The organism is Leisingera sp. ANG59, from assembly GCF_013317235.1.
In the GTDB taxonomy this organism is placed as follows: Bacteria; Pseudomonadota; Alphaproteobacteria; order Rhodobacterales; family Rhodobacteraceae; genus Leisingera.
The window spans coordinates 41989-61401 of record NZ_WLCM01000021.1; the positions used below are offsets into that span (position 1 = coordinate 41989).

A 19413-nucleotide genomic window follows, 5' to 3' on the forward strand; every position below is an offset into this window, starting at 1 on the left:
CGGACGCCTCAGATCAGCTGGAACAGGATACCCGACACGACCGCTCCGCTTACCCCCAGCCCCAGATAGGCGGCGAATACCCGCGGCTTGACCAGCGACCAGACCGCTGCCATGGCAGGAACCGAGCTGACCGCGCCTGCTACCATGAAGGCCATCGCCGCGCCTGCGCTCATGCCCTGCTCCATCAGCCCCGCCAGCAGCGGCGGCGCGACATAGGAGTTGAGGTAGGCCGGCATCCCGACCAGCGCCGCGGTGGCAATCGGCAGCACACCCTCGCCGCCCACCAGCCCGGCGATCACATCGGCCGGCACATAGTGGACCAGAAGCGATTCCAGCACATAGGCCAGCGCCAGCCATTTCAGCAGGAAGAGACCATTTGAGACGAGCTCCTCGCGGAACTTCACCTTGCGGTCCGCCTCCGTCCAGAAGCGCCAGTTCGGCTTGGCGTCCGGCTTTGGAGCGCCGCCGCAGCAGCAGCTTTTGCTTTGCTGCTTGCGCAGCGGGTTCGCAAACACCCCCTGTCCCCGCAGCATCTTGATGGCAAAGCCGCCGAACAGCCCCAGCGCCACTGCCGCCACTGCCTTACCTATGGCAAAGGGCCAGCCCAGCGCACCCGCGGTGATCAAAAGCGTCGGCGGATCGATCAGCGGCGAGGACAGCCAGAACGCCATCACCGCCGACAGCGGCGCGCCCAGCGCCAGGAGGCCGGCAATGAACGGAATCACCTCGCAGGAGCAGAACGGCGCCAGCCCGCCGAACAGCGCTGCCAGCAAAATCATCCGCGTCTCGCGCCCCTCGAAGGCACGCGCCACCATCGCCTCGGCCCCTGTCGCTTTAAGGTAGGCCAGCAGCAGCACCGCAAACAGGATGTAGCGCGCGGTGCTGCCCAGCGCGGACAGGGTGAATTCCACGACTGAGCGGAAATTGCCCGGATCAAGAACCGCTGCTCCTGCCAGCAAGGCAAGGCTCAGCGCCCAGGGTGTTTTCAGCCAGCTGCCCAGCGTTCTCGTCTTTCCGGGGTTTTGTGTCAGTTCAGCCATCGTTTGCCGCCTTCTTGCCCGCATCCGCGCAGCATTCGCTGAGAATGAAACCGGCCAATGCCTCCAGCCGGGAGAATTCGGCGCGGCTGATGGTCGACCGCCCCACGCGTTCCTGCGCCACCACACCGGCACCGGTGAGGAATTTCAGATGGTGCGCCAGGGTTGAGGGCGCAATGCCGGTGCGCTCCTGGATGTCCCCGACTGTCAGCCCGGCCTCGCCCGCCCGGATCAGGCAGCGCAGCACCTGCAGCCGCGCCTCCGATCCCATCGCGGCAAAGCCCTGTGCGGCTTCTTCCCAGTGCATGATGTCAGCTCCAATAATCTCCATTAAACCAGTTTTATAGTTTTTTTTGAGTGCTTTTCAAGAGTGTGTCTCTTGGAATGAAGTCTAGAGTTGCAAGTGGATGTGATCGTCGTGCCGCGCTGCCCTGCAGCCTTGAAACTTCAGCTTGCCGGTGCGCAGTCCCAGCCGGCTCTGCAGGTGCGGCTCCAAAAAAATCTTCCCAACCCGGCTGTCTGTTTCCAGAATCCGCAATAAGTGGCGGGTGCGGTCCGCATCAACCTCCAAGTCCTGCCACAAGGGCTGTAACACTTCGAAATCCCAGCGGAGTGTCAGCCAGTTGTCAGGGCATTCCGTTGGCCCCTGCTCAAAGGCAAAATAGCCGATCGGAGACCGGGTTGCCTTGGGGCTATAACCCTTTGCACCCGCATAGTAGAACGCAAGATCCGCCTTGCGGCCATCATGGTGAGACAGGTGCGGCAGCAGTGGGAAACCGGTAAGGAATGGAAAATTGGCGTCGAGCACCTGTGTGACGGTGCCAGGGTAAGTCGAGTCCACGGCTCCCGCGGTGCCCTGCAAAACATCTGCCAGTTCCCGCGTCACGTAGTTCCGGTTCAACGCGCAGTATAACCAAGACTGCATCTGCAGCGGCCCGCGCTCCCAGCAGCTGAGGGCAACGCGGCCGAAATGCGGCGCAGCCCGGTCCGCCGCCAGGCTGAGGCCCGCGTAGAGAAGCAGGAACGCCAGCAGCCTGCGGCGGAACATGAGCGCTCCAAGCCAGGCTATGCCACCTAGTTGCGTAAGAAGAGTCCAGAATACAACGAGGGCCAGATGACCAACGATTTTAAACATGGCGGCACGCTTGCACCGTATGCCGGCCAAAGCAAGATGCAGATTCCTCCAAACTGGCCCTAAGTCCAGATTGCACCCCATTTAAGTCCACCCTAAGGTGTCCCGCATGGCCATCTCCGTTGACACCTTCTTTCTCAACCCAGACGCTCAGGGCACCCTGCAGGCGCAAATCCAGGAAATGATTGCCGAGGGCATTCTTTCGGGCCGCTTCCGGGTCGGAGAAAAGCTGCCGTCCTCGCGCAAGCTGGCCGCGCATCTGGGAATCAGCCGGATCACCGTGACACTGGCCTATACAGAGCTTTTGGCGAACGACTATCTCACCTCGCGCGGACGTTCAGGGTATTTTGTCTCCGACAATGCGCCGGTGCCGCCCTCCTACACACCGCAACAGAAATCCGGGGATACCGTAGACTGGGGCAAAGTGATGGCGCGCAGCTTCACCGGCGGCGACACCCCCCGCAAGCCGCAAGACTGGCGCGAATACAGGTATCCGTTCATCTACGGTCAGGCAGACGCCTCTCTGTTCGACCACGCCAATTGGAGGCTCTGTGCGCTGCGCGCGTTGGGGCAAAAAGACTTCTCTGCACTCGCCAACGATTACTTCGATCAGGACGACCCGCTGCTGATTGAATACATCGCTCGGCACACCCTGCCGCGGCGCGGGATCACTGCACGGCCTGAGGAGATCCTGATCACGCTCGGCGCCCAGAACGCACTGTGGATCACCTGCCAACTGCTGCTGAACCGCGGGCGAAGGGCGGCAGTGGAAGACCCGGCGTATTACACTCTGCGCGATCAGGTTGTGCAGACCCGCTGCCAAATCGACTGCATCCCGGTGGATGAGCGCGGGCTGCCGCCCGGAGATATTCCCGACGATACAAACGTCATCTTCTGCACCCCCAGCCACCAGAGCCCCACCACCTTCACAATGCCGATGGAGCGGCGCAAAGACCTGTTGCGGCGCGCCAGCGACATCGACGCCGTGGTTGTCGAGGACGACTACGAATTTGAGATGTCCTTCCTGGGCGCTCCCTCGCCTTCGCTCAAGTCCCTCGATACCGAAGGGCGGGTAATCTATGCTGGAAGCTTCTCCAAGTCGCTGTTTCCAGGGCTGCGGCTTGGCTATCTGGTCGGCTCGGAACCCTTCATCCGGCAGGCCCGCGCTTTGCGCGCCAGCGTGCTCCGGCACCCCCCAGGCCATGTTCAGCGCACCGTCGCCTATTTCCTCTCGCTCGGCCATTACGATGCGCAGATCCGCCGCATCGCCAAAGTTCTGCACGACCGCCGCGCCGTGATCGAGGATGCTATCCGCAAACACGAGCTGACCATTGCCGGGGTCGGCAGCTTTGGCGGTTCAGCTCTGTGGATGCAGGCGCCCGAAGACGTCGATGCGACAGCGGTGGCCGAGCAGCTGCGGGAGAAAAGCGTGATCATCGAACCAGGTGCGCCCTTCTTTGCCGCCGAACACCGGAAGCTGAATTTCTACCGGCTTGGCTATTCCTCGATTCCGGCAACCCGAATCGAGCCCGGTTTGGCCTTGCTGGCCCAAGCGCTTAAACAGCGCTGACAAATTTTCCTGGTTCAAAGGCCCACCAACCGGAAAATTGATACGATTTGTATCAGCAAGCGGAACGTGATCATTTTGGGTTCCCACCCGGCATGACCGGCTGAACCCTAAATGAAAAACCCGTCCGGCTATTTTCATGAGTCCAGTTTTGGACTTATCCCAGCGAAACAACTGGCCCTAACCCAGCACCGCACTGCCCCCTAAACCAGAGTCAACTCCCGGCATTCTGGCCCGGGCGGAATATGCGTCTCACTCAGGAGCAAACCCATGAAAATGACCACCGAAGAAGCCTTTGTGAAAGTGCTTCAGATGCACGGCATCGAGCATGCCTTTGGTATTATCGGCTCGGCGATGATGCCGATCTCCGACATCTTCGAGCCGGCGGGCATCACCTTCTGGGATTGCGCCCACGAAGGCTCCGGCGGCATGATGGCGGACGGCTACACCCGCGCAACCGGCAAGATGTCGATGATGATCGCGCAGAACGGCCCCGGCATCACCAACTTCGTTACCGCAGTCAAAACCGCCTACTGGAACCACACCCCGCTGCTGCTGGTCACCCCGCAGGCGGCGAACAAGACCATGGGTCAGGGCGGCTTCCAGGAAATGGAACAGATGCGCATGTTCGCAGACTGCGTGTGCTACCAGGAAGAAGTGCGCGACCCGTCCCGCATGGCGGAAGTGCTGAACCGCGTGATCATGCAGGCAAAGCGCAACTCCGCTCCGGCCCAGATAAACGTGCCGCGTGACTACTTCACCCAAGTGGTCGACATTGATCTGCCCGCCGTGGTTGACTTCGAGCGCCCCGCGGGCGGCACCGACGCGGTGAACGAAGCAGCAGAACTGCTGTCGAACGCCAAATTCCCGGTCATCCTGAACGGTGCAGGCGTTGTCATCGGCGGCGCGATCCCGTCCTCAATCGCTCTGGCTGAGCGTCTGGACGCTCCGGTTTGCGTTGGCTATCAGCACAACGACGCCTTCCCCGGCTCGCACCCGCTGTTTGCAGGCCCGCTGGGCTACAACGGCTCCAAGGCCGGCATGGAACTGATCTCCAAAGCAGACGTCGTTCTGGCCCTGGGCACCCGCCTGAACCCCTTCTCGACCCTGCCGGGCTACGGCATCGACTACTGGCCGACCGACGCGAAGATCATCCAGGTTGACATCAACCCGGACCGCATCGGCCTGACCAAGAAAGTCACCGTCGGCATCGTCGGCGACGCCAAGCAGGTTGCAGACACCATCCTTGAGAAACTCTCCGCCACAGCAGGCGACGAGGGCCGCGAAGAGCGCAAGGCGCTGATTGCGCACACCAAGTCCTCCTGGGCGCAGGAACTGTCCTCGATGGATCACGAGCAGGACGACCCCGGCACCACTTGGAATGAGCGCGCCCGCGCAGCGAAGCCCGACTGGCTCAGCCCGCGCCGCGCATGGCGTGCAATCCAAGCCGGCCTGCCGAAGGATGCAATCATTTCCTCCGACATCGGCAACAACTGCGCCATCGGCAATGCCTACCCGTCCTTCGAGGAAGGCCGCAAGTATCTGGCCCCCGGCCTGTTCGGCCCCTGCGGCTATGGCCTGCCGGCGGTTGTCGGTGCGAAGATCGGTTGCCCGGACGTGCCGGTTGTCGGCTTCTCCGGTGACGGCGCCTTCGGCATCGCGGTGACCGAACTGACCGCAATCGGCCGCGAGGAATGGCCCGCGATCACCCAGGTTGTCTTCCGCAACTACCAGTGGGGCGCGGAAAAGCGGAACTCCACCCTGTGGTTCGACGACAACTTTGTCGGCACCGAGCTGGACACCCAGGTGTCTTATGCCGGCATCGCCCAGGCCTGCGGCCTGAAAGGTGTCGTGGCCCGAACTCAGGACGAGCTGACCGAGGCGCTGCGCCAGGCCTGCGAAGACCAGAAAAGTGGCATCACCACCCTGATCGAGGCCATGATCAACCAGGAACTGGGAGAGCCCTTCCGCCGCGACGCGATGAAGAAACCGGTTCAGGTTGCAGGCATCAGCAAGGACGACATGCGTCCGCAGAAGGTCTGAGACCATGGACCTGCCCTTTGACCTGTCCACCGGCCAAGGGGCATTTCTGGCCGCCGCGTTATTCGCGGCGGCCGTTATCCGGGGCTTTTCCGGATTCGGCTTTTCTGCGATCTTCATCATCCTGGCGGCATTGATCACTAACCCGCTGCCTTTGATCCCTGTGGTGTTTTCCTGTGAAATTGCCATGACCGGCTTTCAGGCGCGCGACATCCGCCCCCACATCGACTGGCGACGGGCCATCGCCCTTCTGGCTGGGGCCGCTGTAGCCACAGTTCCCGCAATCGCCATTATGGCGCGGCTGGGCGAACAGGAAGCACGCCTAGCAATCTCAAGCCTGATCCTGGTCCTGAGCCTGGTTCTCCTCAGCGGCTGGCAGCTGGAGCGTCCGGTGGGGCGAAACGGCAATGTGGGCGTGGGTGCCATCGCAGGCATCGCCAACAGTGCCGGTGTCGGCGGCCTGCCGGTGGCGGCCTTCCTGACCGCGCAGCCGGTTCCGCCTGCGGTGTTCCGGGCCACGATGATCGTGTTCCTGACCGGCATCGACGTGATGGCGCTTCCGGTTATGGCGGCAACCGGGCTGGTCGGTCCGGAAACCCTGACCGGCATCCTGCTGGCCTTTCCGATTCTGGGCCTCGGCATCTGGGCCGGGTCCCACAGTTTCAAGGCGGTCTCGCAATCGCTGTTCCGCCGCGCAGTGGTGCTGATGCTGACCGCGCTGTCGCTGATCAATATCGCAAGGCTGGCGCTCTGACCGCCCGGCCCTGCCCCGAAACCGCTGTTACAGGACGCACACCCGTGACCCAGACCTTGTCCCCGCTTGAATTGCTGAAGGCCGAAGCCCCGGCGGACCGCCCCATTGTCGCACTGAGCGAAGGCACCGACCCCCGCGTGGTGGCCGGCGCTTTGGCCGCGCATCAGGCCGGCATTGCCGATGTGATCCTGGTCGGCCCGCAGACAGAGGTCGAAGCCGCCCTGCAAACCGAAGGCGCCGAAGCAAGCGAAGGCGTTGTGATTCATGATCCGGTGACCTCAGAACTGACCGCAGCTTTCGCCGCAGAATATTATGAACTCCGCAAGCACAAAGGCGTTGATGAGGCTAAGGCCCGTGCCACCGCCGAAACTTCGCTGGTGTATGCTGCCATGCTGGTCCGTCTGGGCCATGCCACCGGCACCGTCAGCGGCGCGGTGCACACCACCGGCGACGTAGTGCGCACCGCCATTCAGGTGATCGGAATGGCACCGGATGCAGGTATGGTTTCCTCCTTTTTCCTGATGTACCCGCCCGAAGCTGCGCCAGGCGGTGCCCGTGCGATGCTTTATTCCGACTGTGGCCTTGTGATTGACCCCAATCCTGCCGAGATGGTCGCCATCGCTGCCGCCTCAGCCCAGTCAGCCCGTGCACTGCTGCACGTGGACCCGAAGCTAGCTTTTCTCAGCTTCTCCACCTCTGGAAGCGCCAAGCACCCCGCGGTCGACAAGGTGACCGAAGCCCTCAGGCTCTTCCGGGAAGCGTATCCCGAACTTCCGGCGGATGGCGAATTGCAATTCGACGCCGCTTTTGTGCCTTCTGTCGGCCAAAGTAAGTCACCCGGCTCTAGCGTCGCAGGCCAAGCCAATGTGATGATTTTCCCAAATCTGGACGCCGGCAACATCGGCTACAAGATCACCCAGCGTCTGGGCGGCTACTCTGCCATCGGCCCTGTGCTTCAGGGCTTGGCCAAACCCGCCAACGACCTCTCCCGCGGCTGCAGCGCCGAGGATGTCACCCAGATTATCGCTGTAACCATTCTGCAGGCCAAAGCCAGTTCAGGACCAGAAAATTGAACAATGGTTCCAAAAATCCGAACCCAACAAGAACACTATTCCCATTTTGAGGCGTTCCGTCTTACGGTCGCCAAAACCACCCAACAGGATCCGCCAATGCACGTCAGCAGCCAATCCTAAAGAAAGCATCCAAGGTTTCCTGTCATGTCCATCTCATCCGCTGTCACATCGCTGCAATCAGGCGCCCTTAAGGAGAAGCTCCGCCTGCTTCTGCCGGGAGTGGCCGTCTCGGTTATTGTGGCCATCACCGCACAGTTCCTGGCCGAGCATTATGCAACACCCGCAATGCTGCTTGCGCTGCTCTTGGGGATTGCCGTCAGCTTCCTGGGCGAAGAGGGCAAGACCGTTCCCGGCATCGCCTTCTCAGCCCGCTCGCTGCTGCGGTTGGGAGTAGCGCTGCTGGGCGTGCGGGTTTCCATGGTGCTGATGATGGGCCTGGGCTGGGACCTGATTGCCCTGGTGGTGGGCGGCGTGATTGCCACCATCTTCTTCGGCCTCGCCGTAGCACGGTTCTTTGGCCACAAGTGGCGCTTCGCCTTTCTAACCGCCGGCTCGGTCGCCATCTGCGGTGCTTCTGCAGCGATGGCAATCAGCGCCATCCTTCCTCGTGACGAACGCTCCGAGGAGCGGCTGATTTTTACCGTGATGGGCGTCACCGTGCTGTCGACCGTGGCGATGATCGCCTATCCGATCCTGGTAAACCTGCTGGAGCTGAACTCAATCCAGGCCGGCGTTTTCCTGGGCGGCACCATTCATGACGTGGCACAGGTTGTTGGCGCGGGCTTTTCAATATCCGAGCAGACCGGCGACACCGCCACTCTTGTCAAACTGATGCGGGTGGCCATGCTGGCGCCGATCGTGCTGGTGGCCTCCCTGATGATCCGCTCCTTTGCCGAGCTGCCCAGTGACGGCCAGCGCCCGCCGGTACTGCCAGGCTTTGTAATCGCTTTTCTTGTGCTGGCCGGGATCAACTCTTTCGGAGTGATCCCGCCGGCCATCACCGAATTCCTCAGCCAGTCGTCGCGCTGGCTGCTGCTCACTGCCATCGCGGCGGTGGGAATGAAGACAAACTTGAAACAGGTTCTGGCCGTCGGAGGCGCGGCCATTGCCCTGATCATCGTCGAAACTCTGTTCATTGCCGGGCTGATCCTGGCGGGGATCGAACTATTGACCTGATCAGGGGAACCAGAAGGGAGGCCAGATGACATTCCAGCAACCCCGGGTGGAGACTTCACCCCCCGTATCCGACGAGGTGCGGAAAACCACTTGCTACATGTGCGCCTGCCGCTGCGGCATCAATGTTCACATGAAGGACGGCAAGGTCGCCTATATCGAGGGCAACCGCGACCATCCGGTGAACAAGGGCGTGCTTTGCGCCAAGGGGTCAGCCGGGATCATGCAGGTCAACGCCCCCTCGCGGCTGAAAGCGCCTATGATGCGTACCGGGCCGCGTGGGTCGGGCCAGTTCAAGGAAATCACCTGGGACGAGGCACTTGCAATTGCGGTAGGCTGGATGGAGCCGATCCGCCACGAGGCACCGGAGCAGCTGGCCTTCTTCACCGGCCGTGACCAAAGTCAAAGCTTCACCAGCTTTTGGGCGCAAAGCTTCGGCACTCCAAACTATGCCGCGCATGGCGGATTCTGCTCGGTCAACATGGCGACCGCAGGCATCTACACCATGGGCGGCGCGTTTTGGGAGTTCGGCCAGCCCGACTGGGACCACACCAAGCTGTTCATGCTGTTCGGCGTGGCGGAGGACCATGACTCCAACCCAATCAAGATGGGCATCGGTAAAATCAAGAAGCGCGGCGCGCGGGTTATCGGCGTGAACCCGATCCGCTCCGGCTACAACGCGGTTGCGGACGACTGGGTCGGCATTACCCCCGGCACCGACGGACTGTTCATCCTGTCACTGATCCATGTGCTGATGAAGGCTGGCAAGATCGACCTCGACTACCTCAGCCGCTACACCAACGCGCCGGTGCTGATCAACGCCGAGGAAGGGCCAGAGGAAGGCCTGTTCCTGCGCGACGGTGACGGCAAGATGCTGGTGATCGACCGCAACACCGGCAAGCTGACCCCGTTTGACCAGCCCGGCGTGCGCCCGGATCTGAGTGCAGTCTACGAGAAAGACGGCATCACCCACCGTCCGGTCTTCCATCTGATGGCCGAACGCTATCTGGCCGATGAATACGCGCCGGAAGCCATCGCCGGGAAATGCGGCATCCCGGCCAAGCGCATCCGCGCCATTGGCGGCGAACTGGCGCGCGTCGCCTTTGACGAGGCGTTTGAGCTGGATGTCGAATGGACCGACTTCCGCGGCGAAAAACACACCAAGATGACCGGCCGCCCGGTCTCGATGCACTCGATGCGCGGGGTTTCGGCGCACGCTAACGGTTTCCAGACCTGCCGCGCGCTGCATGTACTGCAGATCCTGCTGGGCACCGTTGAGGTTCCCGGCGGCTTCCGCTTCAAACCGCCCTACCCCAAGCCGGTCGAAGCACACCCGACCCCTCACTGTAAATCCACCCCCGACACGCCGCTGGACGGCCCGCACCTGGGTTTTGTCCGCGGCCCGGAGCATCTGGCGCTGAAGGAAGACGGCAGACCTGCACGGATCGACAAAGCCTTTACCTGGGAAAACCCGATGTCGGCGCATGGGCTGATGCACATGGTGATCTCCAACGCGCATGCAGGCGATCCCTACAAGATCGACACCCTTTTCCTGTATATGGCCAACATGTCGTGGAACTCCTCCATGAACACCAAGGGTGTGATGGAGATGCTGACCGACAAGGATGAAAACGGCGACTACAGGATTCCGCATATCATCTACTCAGACGCCTATTCGTCGGAAATGGTGGCCTTTGCCGACTTGATCCTGCCCGATACCACCTATTTGGAGCGGCACGACTGCATCTCGCTGCTGGACCGCCCTATCTGCGAGGCGGATGCGGCAGCGGATGCGATCCGCTGGCCGGTGATCGAGCCGGACCGGAACGTGCGCGGCTTCCAGACGGTGCTGATCCAGCTCGCCAACCGGATGAAGCTGCCGAATTTCACCAATGAGGACCGCTCCCCCAAGTGGAAGAACTACGCCGACTACATCGTCAACCACGAGCGGAAGCCGGGCATCGGCCCGCTGGCAGGCTTCCGCGGCGAGAACGGCGACAAGGAAGGCCGCGGCGAGGTGAACCCCGACCAGCTGGACAAATACATCGAAAACGGCGGTTTCTACGTCGCCCACATCCCGGACGGCGCGGACTACTACAAACCTTGGAACACCGCCTATCAGGACTGGGCGGTGGGCATGGGCATCTATGACAGCCCGCAACCCTACTTGTTCCAACTTTACGTCGAGCCGATGCGCAAGTTCCAGCTGGCCGCCGAAGGCCACGGCGAGCGCCAGCCACCTGAGCACCTGCGACAGCGCGTGAAGGACGTGATGGACCCGCTGCCGATCTGGTACGAGACCGACCAGCAAGGCAACGAGGGCTTCACCGTCAACGCACTGACCCAGCGCCCAATGGCGATGTACCACTCTTGGGGCACTCAGAACGCCTGGCTGCGTCAGTTGCACGGCCGCAACCCGCTTTATGTGCCGACCAAGCTGATGCGCGAACACGGGCTGCAGGACGGAGACTGGGCCAAGGTCACCTCTCCGCACGGTGAAATCACCGTGCCGGTGATGGAGATGGCCGCGCTGAACGGCGACACCGTCTGGACATGGAACGCCATCGGCAAGCGCAAGGGCGCCTGGGCGCTGGAGAAGGACGCGCCTGAAGCCACCAAGGGCTTCCTCTTGAACCACCTGATCCACGAACTGCTGCCTGCGAAGGGCGATGGCATGCGGTGGGCCAACTCGGACCCGATCACCGGCCAGGCGGCCTGGTTCGACCTGAAGGTCAAAATCGAAAAAGCCGCCGCGCCGCAGGATCTGCAGGAAAGCCAGCCGGCCTTCCCGGCGCAGGAATCCCCGGTTGGCACCGGCCCGAAAGAACTGAAGTGGAAAGTAGGCAAATGACCGAGCTCCCCAACTCCACAGACCGCAAGATGGGCCTGGTCATCGACCTGGACACTTGCGTCGGCTGCCATGCCTGCGTGATCTCCTGCAAGGGCTGGAATACCGAAAACTACGGCGCCCCTTTGTCAGACCAGAACCCCTACGGCGGCGACCCGTCGGGCACCTTCCTGAACCGGGTGCACTCCTACGAGGTGCAGCCTGCGGACGGCCATGCGCAGCTGATCCATTTCCCCAAGTCCTGCCTGCACTGCGAGGACGCGCCTTGCGTCACCGTCTGCCCCACCGGCGCCAGCTATAAACGCGCCGAGGACGGCATCGTGCTGGTGAACGAGGACCACTGCATCGGCTGCGGCCTCTGCGCCTGGTCTTGCCCCTATGGGGCGCGGGAACTGGACGTGGCAGAAGGCGTGATGAAAAAATGCACCCTCTGCGTTGACCGGATCTACAACGAGAACCTGCCGGAAGTGGACCGCATCCCCTCCTGCGTGCGGACCTGCCCCGCAGGCGCTCGCCATTTCGGCGATCTGGGCGATCCCGACAGCGATGTCTCCAAACTGGTGGCAGAACGCGGCGGCATGGATCTGATGCCGGAAATGGGCACCAAACCGGTGAACAAGTACCTACCGCCCCGTCCCAAGGACCAGATCGAGGAGCAGATCGACATTCTCGCCCCGCTGCTGGCACCGGTCGCTGAGGAGCCGCAAGGCTTCATGGGCTGGCTGGACAAGGCCCTCGACAAACTTCCGGGAGGAGCGAACTGATGCATCCCGCACCATCCGTCATCATCTTCACCACGCTCTCCGGCCTCGGCTTTGGCCTCTTGTTCTTCCTCGGCCTCGGCCAGCCCGCCGTGACCGGGAAAGTGGCCTTTGTGTTCTACGCCATAGCCTTCGGCCTGGCCTGCGGCGGCCTGTTGGCATCTACCTTCCACCTGGGCCGCCCGGAGCGCGCCTGGCGCGCCTTCACCCAGTGGAAGACAAGCTGGCTCAGCCGAGAGGGCGTCTGTGCCGTCGGTGCTCTAATCGTGATGGGGCTCTACGCGCTTGGCGCAGTGTTCATGGACAGTTATTGGACCTTGCTGGGCTGGATTGGCGCCGCTCTCAGCCTCGCAACTGTCTTCACCACCTCGATGATCTACACCCAACTGAAGACCATCCCGCGCTGGAACATGGAACTGACGCCCGCGATGTTCTTGTCCTTCAGCCTGGCAGGCGGAGCACTGTTGGCCGGTGCCGAGACTGTGGCGCCCTGGCTGCTGGCCGCCGCCGGCGCGGTGCAGCTGGCCTATTGGGCCAAGGGCGACAGGGCGCTTGAAAACTCCGGCACCAATCTGGGCACAGCCACCGGCCTTGGCGATCGCGGTGCAGTACGCGCGTTCGAGCCACCCCACACCGGTTCCAACTACCTCCTGCGCGAGTTCGTGCATGTGGTCGGCCGCAAGCACGCGCAGAAGCTGCGGATGATTGCCTTTGTTCTGGGCTTTGCGCTGCCGCTGCTACTGATCCTGACCCCGGTTCAGGGCGTGGTTATAAAGCACGTATTCGCGGCCCTCGCGGTGCTGTCGCACCTCGCTGGCATCGCTACCTCGCGCTGGCTGTTCTTTGCCCAGGCCGAACATGTCGTTGGCCTCTACTACGGCAAACGCTGACATTTCCCGGGGCGCCCAAAGCGGCGCCCCGATTTTTTTGTGTTTTTTTTGCCGGCCATGTCACAGACGGCTTGGTTATCTCGTCCTGTTCCTGAAGCCATCAGAAAGGAACAGACCTATGACCCAACGCCTTGACACTTTCTCCGTCGCCCCCGACCTGTTTCAGCCGATGCTAGAGCAGGAAAAACTGTTCAAGGACAGCACCCTGGAGCACAGCCTGGTGGAACTGGTGAAACTGCGGGCTTCGCAAATTAACGGCTGCGCATTCTGCATCCACATGCACAGCCACGACCTGCGCGCACATGGCGAAAGCGAGGACCGGATGCAGCTGCTGAATGCCTGGCGCGAATCCTCACTGTACTCGAAACGGGAGCGTGCCGCGCTGGCCTGGTGCGAAGCGCTGACGCGGGTGGAAACAACCGGTGCGCCGGATGCGGATTATGAGGAGGTGACCAGGCTATTCTCGCCGCGTGAGCAAGTGGTGCTGACATTGCTGATCAGCGCCATCAACGCCTGGAACCGAATTGCAATCGGCTTCCGCACTCCGCATCCTGTCGCCGAGGAGGCAAGCGCCGCGTGACAGCCCCTGAAAAGAACGAAGGAACCGATGCGTTCCTGACCGCGCGGCCGCGCTTGTTCGCGGCCGCCTACCGGATGCTTGGCACGGTCAGCGATGCTGAGGATATTTTGCAAGAAGCCTACCTGCGATGGCGGGCAGCGGCGCGGGCAGAGGTGCAGAACCCAACCGGCTATTTGATGCGGATCACCACACGTTTGTGTCTGGACCAGTTGAAATCGGCGCGTGTCCGGCGTGAAACCTACCCCGGAGAATGGCTACCTGAGCCCCTGCTGACAGAGGATGCAACCGAGCAGCTAGACCATGACGTCTCGGTTGCCCTGCTGTTGGCGCTGGAAGCCTTGTCGCCGCTGGAACGCGCCGCTTTCCTGCTGCATGACATTTTCGACAGCTCCTATGACGACATTTCCTCCGCGCTGAACCGCTCTCCCGAGGCTTGCCGCCAATTGGCTGCCCGCGCCAGGCGCAAGGTCCAGAAGCTGCGGCCGCGGGCCCCGGCCGACCCGGATCAGGGGCGGGATTTGACCGAAGCCTTCTTCCGGGCGTCCAGAACAGGCGACACAGCGGCCCTGACCCAGCTTCTGGCGCAGGATGTGCAGCTCATTTCGGATGGCGGCGGCAAGGCCGTAGCGGCGCTCAATCCGATCTACGGGCGGGACAAGGTGCTGCGGCTGCTGGAAGGCATTGCCCGCAAGTTCGGCAATACGGTTCCGACCCGCTGGCGGTTTTGCCGCCTGAACGGCCTGCCGGCGATTTTGAACCTGGCCGAGGATGGTATCCTGCAAGCAACCTCGCTGGAGATCGCGGAGGGCAGAATCACAAGGATTTATGTGACCCGCAATCCGGATAAGACCCGGCACCTGGCGGATGCTCTGAGCTGAAGGGGCAACCCCTCTTGCCCCTTCAGGGCAACACATCCCGGAGTATTTCCAACCGGCAAGAGGCAAAAAGGGCGGCACTCGGATGGAGGCCGCCCTAGCTTTTTTCAGATGCGGATAAAGTTTACAGCAGGCCCGCGTGCACCATGGCCGCGTCGATGGCAGCCTTGGTGCTGTCCTCCAGCGTGGTCAGCGGCGAGCGAACTTCTTCGCTGCACATGCCAAGCTTGGACAGGCCGTATTTGGCGCCTGCAAGGCCCGGCTCGATGAAGATCGCCTCGTGCAGCGGCATCAGCCTGTCCTGATACTCCAGAGCCTTGGCATAGTCGCCTGCCAGGGTAGCGGCCTGGAATTCGGCACAGAGCTTCGGCGCGACGTTCGCGGTCACCGAGATGCAGCCAACGCCGCCGTGGGCGTTGAAACCCAGTGCGGTCGCGTCTTCGCCAGACAGCTGCACGAATTCCTTGCCGCAAGCGGCACGCTGCTGGCTGACGCGGGCCAGATCGCCGGTGGCATCCTTCACCCCTATGATGCGCGGCAGCTTGGCCAGCTCCCCCATGGTCGCAGGCGTCATGTCGACGACCGAGCGGCCGGGGATGTTGTAGATGATGATCGGGATCTCGGCACAGTCATGGGCGGCCTGGAAGTGCTGCACCATGCCGCGCTGGGTCGGCTTGTTGTAATAGGGGGTCACAACCAGCGCCGCATCGGCCCCGACTTTCTTAGCAAACTCGACGAATCGAATCATCTCGACGGTGTTGTTGGAGCCTGCGCCCGCGATCACCGGCACCCGGCCGGCTGCTGCTTTGACCGTTTCCGCGATGACCAGTTCATGTTCTTCGTGGGTCAGGGTCGGGCTTTCACCGGTGGTGCCGACCGGCACCAGACCGGTCGAGCCTTCGGCAATCTGCCATTCCACCAGACGTTTGAGCGCATCCAGATCCAGCTCGCCGTTCGAAAACGGGGTAACGAGTGCTGGCATAGAGCCTTTGAACATGGGCACGCTCCCTTCGCTGCAGGTGCAGGCGGCAATCCGCCGCCGTCAAGATACGGAATGCCGGTGATTTCAGTTGCTACCGGCACGCCAATGAGTAACGTTCAAGCCTCTATCCCCGGACCGTTGGAAAATGCAAGAGATGACACGCATCCTGGCCCTTATTCTGTTGATTGCGGCGGCTCTGCCCGGAACGCCTGCCCACTCCCGCGCTCTGGGCACTGCACTGGAACTGATGCGGGCCGAAAAGTGGAAGGAAGCAGCACGCGAGGCGGGCAAGCAGCAAAGCGTGGCGAGCGATATCATCGAATGGCACCGGCTACGGGCCGGGCTGGGCTCTGCCGGTGATGTGATGGCGTTTCTGCAGCGGCGCCCGGATTGGCCCGGGCTGGACTACCTGCGCCGCCAGAATGAGAACGCCATTGCCGCCACCGGGCGAGAGACCATTCTCGCCTTCTACGCCAATGACCGTCCGCAAACTGCTGAAGGCGCTCTGAGCCTGGGCAAAGCGCTGATTGCCGACGGGCGGCGCGGCGATGGCGAGGCGGAGATCGTGCTGGCCTGGCGCACCATGGCAATGGGCAGCGCCATCCAGGACCTTTACCTCCGCGACTTCGCCAAATTGCTCAAGCCGCATCACACCCCCCGGCTGGACCGGCTTCTATGGGAGGAGCATCTGGTCAGCTCCAAGCGGATGCTTCCGCTGGTACCGGAGGAGGAACGCAAACTGGCGGAAGCCCGCATCGCCCTGCAGGAACGGGCGCCTGGGGTGGATGCGAGAATTGAGGCGGTTCCAGAAAATCTGAAAGGCTCTGCGGGTCTTGCCTATGACCGTTTTGCCTGGCGCGACCGCAAACGGCTGCAGGACAGCGCTATTGAAATGATGATGGACCGCAGCACCAGCGCCGAAAAGCTGGGAGAACCCGGAAAATGGCTGCGCCGCCGCAGCGATCTGGCCCGGCAACTAATGCGCGACGGCGATCACGAGCGCGCCTATCAGCTAGCGGCCTATCACTTCTCCTCGCCTGAGGACGGCTACGGCTATTCCGACTGTGAATGGCTGGCTGGCTATGTCGCGTTGCAAAAATTGCGCGACCCGGAACTCGCAGCTACGCACTTCCAGCGTTTCCTCACCTCTGTAGAAACCCCGATCTCAATCGGACGCGGCGGTTACTGGCTTGGCCGGGCCTATGCGGCAATGGGCCAGGCAGACAAGGCGCACGAAGCCTACGCCAAGGGGGCTGAATACCAGACGTCGTTCTACGGGCTGCTGGCCGCCGAAAAATTGGGGCGCCCTTTTGACCCCGCATTGGTGAAACCCGCCACGCTACCGGACTGGCGGGAGGCCGCGTTCATGCAGTCCACTGTGACGGAGGCTGGGCTGATGCTGCTAAGGGCCGGCGAACTGGCACTGGCTGAACGTTTCCTCACCCATCTGGTCGAAACCCTTCCGCCGGTGCAGGCGCGCCAGCTGGGGCAGATGGCGGTGGAACTGAACGAACCGCATCTGGCGGTGATGATCTCCAAACGCGCTGCCCGTGGCGGAGTGGAGCTGGAAGGCGCCTATTACCCACTGCATCCGGTCGCCAAGCACCAGCTGCCAATGGCGGAGGAAATGACACTGGCGATTGCCCGGCGCGAAAGCGAGTTCGATCCCGCGGTCATCAGCCACGCCGGCGCACGCGGCCTGATGCAGGTGATGCCCGCGACGGCCAAGCTGGTGGCAACGGAACTGGGCATACTGGCAAACCACAAGACCTCCCGCCTGACGGCGGAATGGGATTACAATGCCAGGCTGGGCGCCAACTACCTTGCCGGGCTGGCCGGCAAATTCCGCGGCAACGTTGTGATGATGGCAGCAGGCTACAACGCAGGCCCGCACCGCCCCATTGCCTGGATGGAACGCTATGGCGATCCGCGGGACGGCGACCCAGATATCGTAGACTGGATCGAACACATCCCCTTCAACGAAACCCGCAACTATGTGATGCGCGTTACCGAAAGCCTGCCGGTCTACCGGGCCCGGCTGGGCAAAGCGCCTCTACCGGTGCCGTTTTCCAAGGAGCTGATGGGCTCAACCCTTCACGCGTTCGCGCCATAGGGTGAACAGGCCTGCTGCGATGATGATACCCGCACCGATCGCCACATTGGTGCGGATCACCTCGCCAAACACCGCCATACCCAGCATCGCCGCCCAGATCAGGTGGAAATAAGCAAAAGGCTGCACAGCACTGGCCTCGGCCATCTCATAGCATTTGATCAGCAACCAGTGGCCCGTCACTCCGGAGACGCACAAAAGAGCCATCCAGAACCAGTCCCGCTGGCTCATCGGCTCCCAGAACCAGATGCCGATGGCGGTCATGAAGACCATGCCCGCAACCCCGGTCCAGAAAAAGCTGGTGGCGGTGCTGTCCTTGCGCGCTGCATAGCGGGTCACCAGCCCGTAAACCGCAAACATCAGCGCCGAGATGAACGGGATCACTGCCGCCGGGTTGAACACGCCCATGCCTGGCTGCAGGATGATCAGCACACCAATCAGCCCAACGCCGATTGCCGCCCAGCGCCGCCAGCCGACGCTTTCTCCCAGAACCGGGCCGCTTAGCGCAGCGACCAGAAGAGGATAGCAGATGAACACCGCCTGGCTCTCGATCAGGCCCAGCACGGTAAAGCCATAGACCGCCACGCAGATCTCCCCGACCAGCAGAACGCCGCGGAAGATCTGCAGCCAAAGCTGGTCGGTCTGGGCCGCGGCCCTGATCCCGCCCGGCGCCCGCGCCGCCAGGAACACCACAAAGGCCGCAAAGAACCAGTAGCGCACCATCACGACCATGTAGGTGTTATAGGTGCCCGCCAGATGGCGCGAGATACCGTCCTGCAGGGCAAAGACGATGGTCGCGCCGACCATCAGCAGGATGCCCAGCGGCACGTTGTTCTGCTGCACCCGGGGCTGGGGCAGGCTTTTGGCCTGTGGAACCATGCTCATCGCAGTACCGCCTTTGTCATATGCCGCTTGCGCCCGTAGCCGGGAATGCGGGTCACTTCGAATCCTGCCGCCTCCAGTCCGCGGCGCACGAACCCCGCCGCGGTATAGGTCGCAGCAGTTCCGCCCGGCGCTGTGCGCGCGGCCACCCGGGCCATCAGGGCCTCCTCCCACAATTCGGGATTCTTGGCCGGCGAAAACCCGTCCAGAAACCAGGCATCCGCCTGCCCTGTCCACTCCGGCAGCGACATCCGCGCGTCGCCCTGGATCACCTCCAGTTGCAGACTGCCCAGGTCGCAGGCCCCGGAGCCCTGCCACTTGGCCAGAAACCGCTCCCCCCACGGTGCCACCGCGGGAAACGCCTCCAGCGCCTTGGCAATGTCAGCAGGCGCCATCGGAAAGGCTTCGAAACTAGTGAAGCGCAACTGGCCCTCCTGCCCTGCCTGTTCCCATGCACGCCAGGCAGCAAGCATGTTAAGCCCTGTGCCGAACCCAAGTTCAGCTATTTGAAAGCCGGGCATAAACCGCTCAGGCAGGCCATTGCCCGCCAGGAACACTTGCTCCGCCTCCGCCAGCCCGTCCTGGATCGAGAAATAGGGATCATCGAACTGTTCCGATACCGGAACTGTGCCATCGCGCCAGCTGAGGCGGGCCTGCTGGTCTGCCATGCTAATATCCCCTAAGTGAGTGTATGGAACGGCGCGACACT

General features: G+C 62.4%; 17 protein-coding genes. 11 read left to right on the forward strand and 6 right to left on the reverse strand.

Annotated elements, in window-relative coordinates; all coding sequences use genetic code 11:
• Positions 1–8: 8 nt before the first annotated feature.
• The 3 genes from GKC28_RS17120 to GKC28_RS17130 form a co-directional block, all read right to left on the reverse strand.
• Positions 9–1040 carry a permease gene (locus tag GKC28_RS17120; protein WP_174148210.1) on the reverse strand — a complete coding sequence of 344 codons (1032 nt, stop codon included), beginning with the start codon at positions 1038–1040 and terminating at the stop codon, positions 9–11.
• Complete coding sequence (locus GKC28_RS17125; protein WP_174148211.1) at positions 1033–1344, reverse strand: helix-turn-helix transcriptional regulator; 312 nt, start codon at positions 1342–1344, stop codon at positions 1033–1035. The genes GKC28_RS17120 and GKC28_RS17125 overlap by 8 nt, the downstream gene beginning before the upstream one ends.
• Positions 1345–1428: 84 nt before the next feature.
• Positions 1429–2253, reverse strand: a complete 825-nt coding sequence (locus tag GKC28_RS17130; RefSeq protein WP_254604288.1) for a hypothetical protein — start codon at positions 2251–2253, stop codon at positions 1429–1431.
• Between the two features lie 25 nt (positions 2254–2278).
• Here GKC28_RS17130 and GKC28_RS17135 point away from each other — a divergent pair, with 25 nt between their 5' ends.
• The 10 genes from GKC28_RS17135 to GKC28_RS17180 all read left to right on the forward strand — a co-directional run bounded on the left by GKC28_RS17135 (position 2279) and on the right by GKC28_RS17180 (position 14733).
• On the forward strand, positions 2279–3739 hold the full coding sequence (locus tag GKC28_RS17135; RefSeq protein WP_174148213.1) for a PLP-dependent aminotransferase family protein: 1461 nt from the start codon (positions 2279–2281) through the stop codon (positions 3737–3739).
• 267 nt (positions 3740–4006) lie between these two features.
• A complete protein-coding gene (gene xsc / locus GKC28_RS17140; protein WP_174148214.1) occupies positions 4007–5779 on the forward strand; it encodes a sulfoacetaldehyde acetyltransferase in 1773 nt (590 codons plus the stop codon).
• A gap of 4 nt (positions 5780–5783) precedes the next feature.
• The gene (locus GKC28_RS17145; RefSeq protein ID WP_174148215.1) at positions 5784–6530 is read left to right on the forward strand and encodes a sulfite exporter TauE/SafE family protein; all 747 of its coding nucleotides are present in this window, start codon (positions 5784–5786) and stop codon (positions 6528–6530) included.
• A gap of 44 nt (positions 6531–6574) precedes the next feature.
• Positions 6575–7603 carry a phosphate acetyltransferase gene (gene pta / locus GKC28_RS17150; protein WP_368041140.1) on the forward strand — a complete coding sequence of 343 codons (1029 nt, stop codon included), beginning with the start codon at positions 6575–6577 and terminating at the stop codon, positions 7601–7603.
• Positions 7604–7747: 144 nt separating this feature from the next.
• Entirely contained in the window at positions 7748–8779 is a 1032-nt protein-coding gene (locus GKC28_RS17155; protein ID WP_174148216.1) for a YeiH family protein, read from the forward strand.
• A gap of 25 nt (positions 8780–8804) precedes the next feature.
• Complete coding sequence (locus GKC28_RS17160; protein WP_174148217.1) at positions 8805–11627, forward strand: molybdopterin oxidoreductase family protein; 2823 nt, start codon at positions 8805–8807, stop codon at positions 11625–11627.
• Complete coding sequence (locus GKC28_RS17165) at positions 11624–12388, forward strand: 4Fe-4S dicluster domain-containing protein (RefSeq protein WP_174148218.1); 765 nt, start codon at positions 11624–11626, stop codon at positions 12386–12388. Before GKC28_RS17160 ends, GKC28_RS17165 begins: the two co-directional genes overlap by 4 nt.
• The gene (locus GKC28_RS17170; protein ID WP_174148219.1) at positions 12388–13275 is read left to right on the forward strand and encodes a DmsC/YnfH family molybdoenzyme membrane anchor subunit; all 888 of its coding nucleotides are present in this window, start codon (positions 12388–12390) and stop codon (positions 13273–13275) included. Before GKC28_RS17165 ends, GKC28_RS17170 begins: the two co-directional genes overlap by 1 nt.
• A 118-nt stretch (positions 13276–13393) precedes the next feature.
• Complete coding sequence (locus GKC28_RS17175; RefSeq protein WP_174148220.1) at positions 13394–13855, forward strand: carboxymuconolactone decarboxylase family protein; 462 nt, start codon at positions 13394–13396, stop codon at positions 13853–13855.
• A complete protein-coding gene (locus GKC28_RS17180; RefSeq protein ID WP_174148221.1) occupies positions 13852–14733 on the forward strand; it encodes a sigma-70 family RNA polymerase sigma factor in 882 nt (293 codons plus the stop codon). Before GKC28_RS17175 ends, GKC28_RS17180 begins: the two co-directional genes overlap by 4 nt.
• 121 nt (positions 14734–14854) lie before the next feature.
• On the opposite strand, the gene dapA is transcribed toward GKC28_RS17180, so the two are convergent.
• Entirely contained in the window at positions 14855–15727 is an 873-nt protein-coding gene (gene dapA / locus GKC28_RS17185; RefSeq protein WP_174148222.1) for a 4-hydroxy-tetrahydrodipicolinate synthase, read from the reverse strand.
• A gap of 139 nt (positions 15728–15866) precedes the next feature.
• Here dapA and GKC28_RS17190 point away from each other — a divergent pair, with 139 nt between their 5' ends.
• Complete coding sequence (locus GKC28_RS17190; RefSeq protein WP_174148223.1) at positions 15867–17825, forward strand: lytic transglycosylase domain-containing protein; 1959 nt, start codon at positions 15867–15869, stop codon at positions 17823–17825.
• Here the strand turns inward: GKC28_RS17190 and GKC28_RS17195 are convergent.
• Together GKC28_RS17195 and mnmD are read right to left on the reverse strand one after the other, a co-directional pair.
• Entirely contained in the window at positions 17799–18707 is a 909-nt protein-coding gene (locus tag GKC28_RS17195; RefSeq protein ID WP_174148224.1) for a DMT family transporter, read from the reverse strand. The two genes, GKC28_RS17190 and GKC28_RS17195, sit on opposite strands and share 27 nt — an antisense overlap.
• On the reverse strand, positions 18704–19372 hold the full coding sequence (gene mnmD / locus GKC28_RS17200) for a tRNA (5-methylaminomethyl-2-thiouridine)(34)-methyltransferase MnmD (RefSeq protein ID WP_174148225.1): 669 nt from the start codon (positions 19370–19372) through the stop codon (positions 18704–18706). The genes GKC28_RS17195 and mnmD overlap by 4 nt, the downstream gene beginning before the upstream one ends.
• Between the last annotated feature and the right edge of the window lie 41 nt (positions 19373–19413).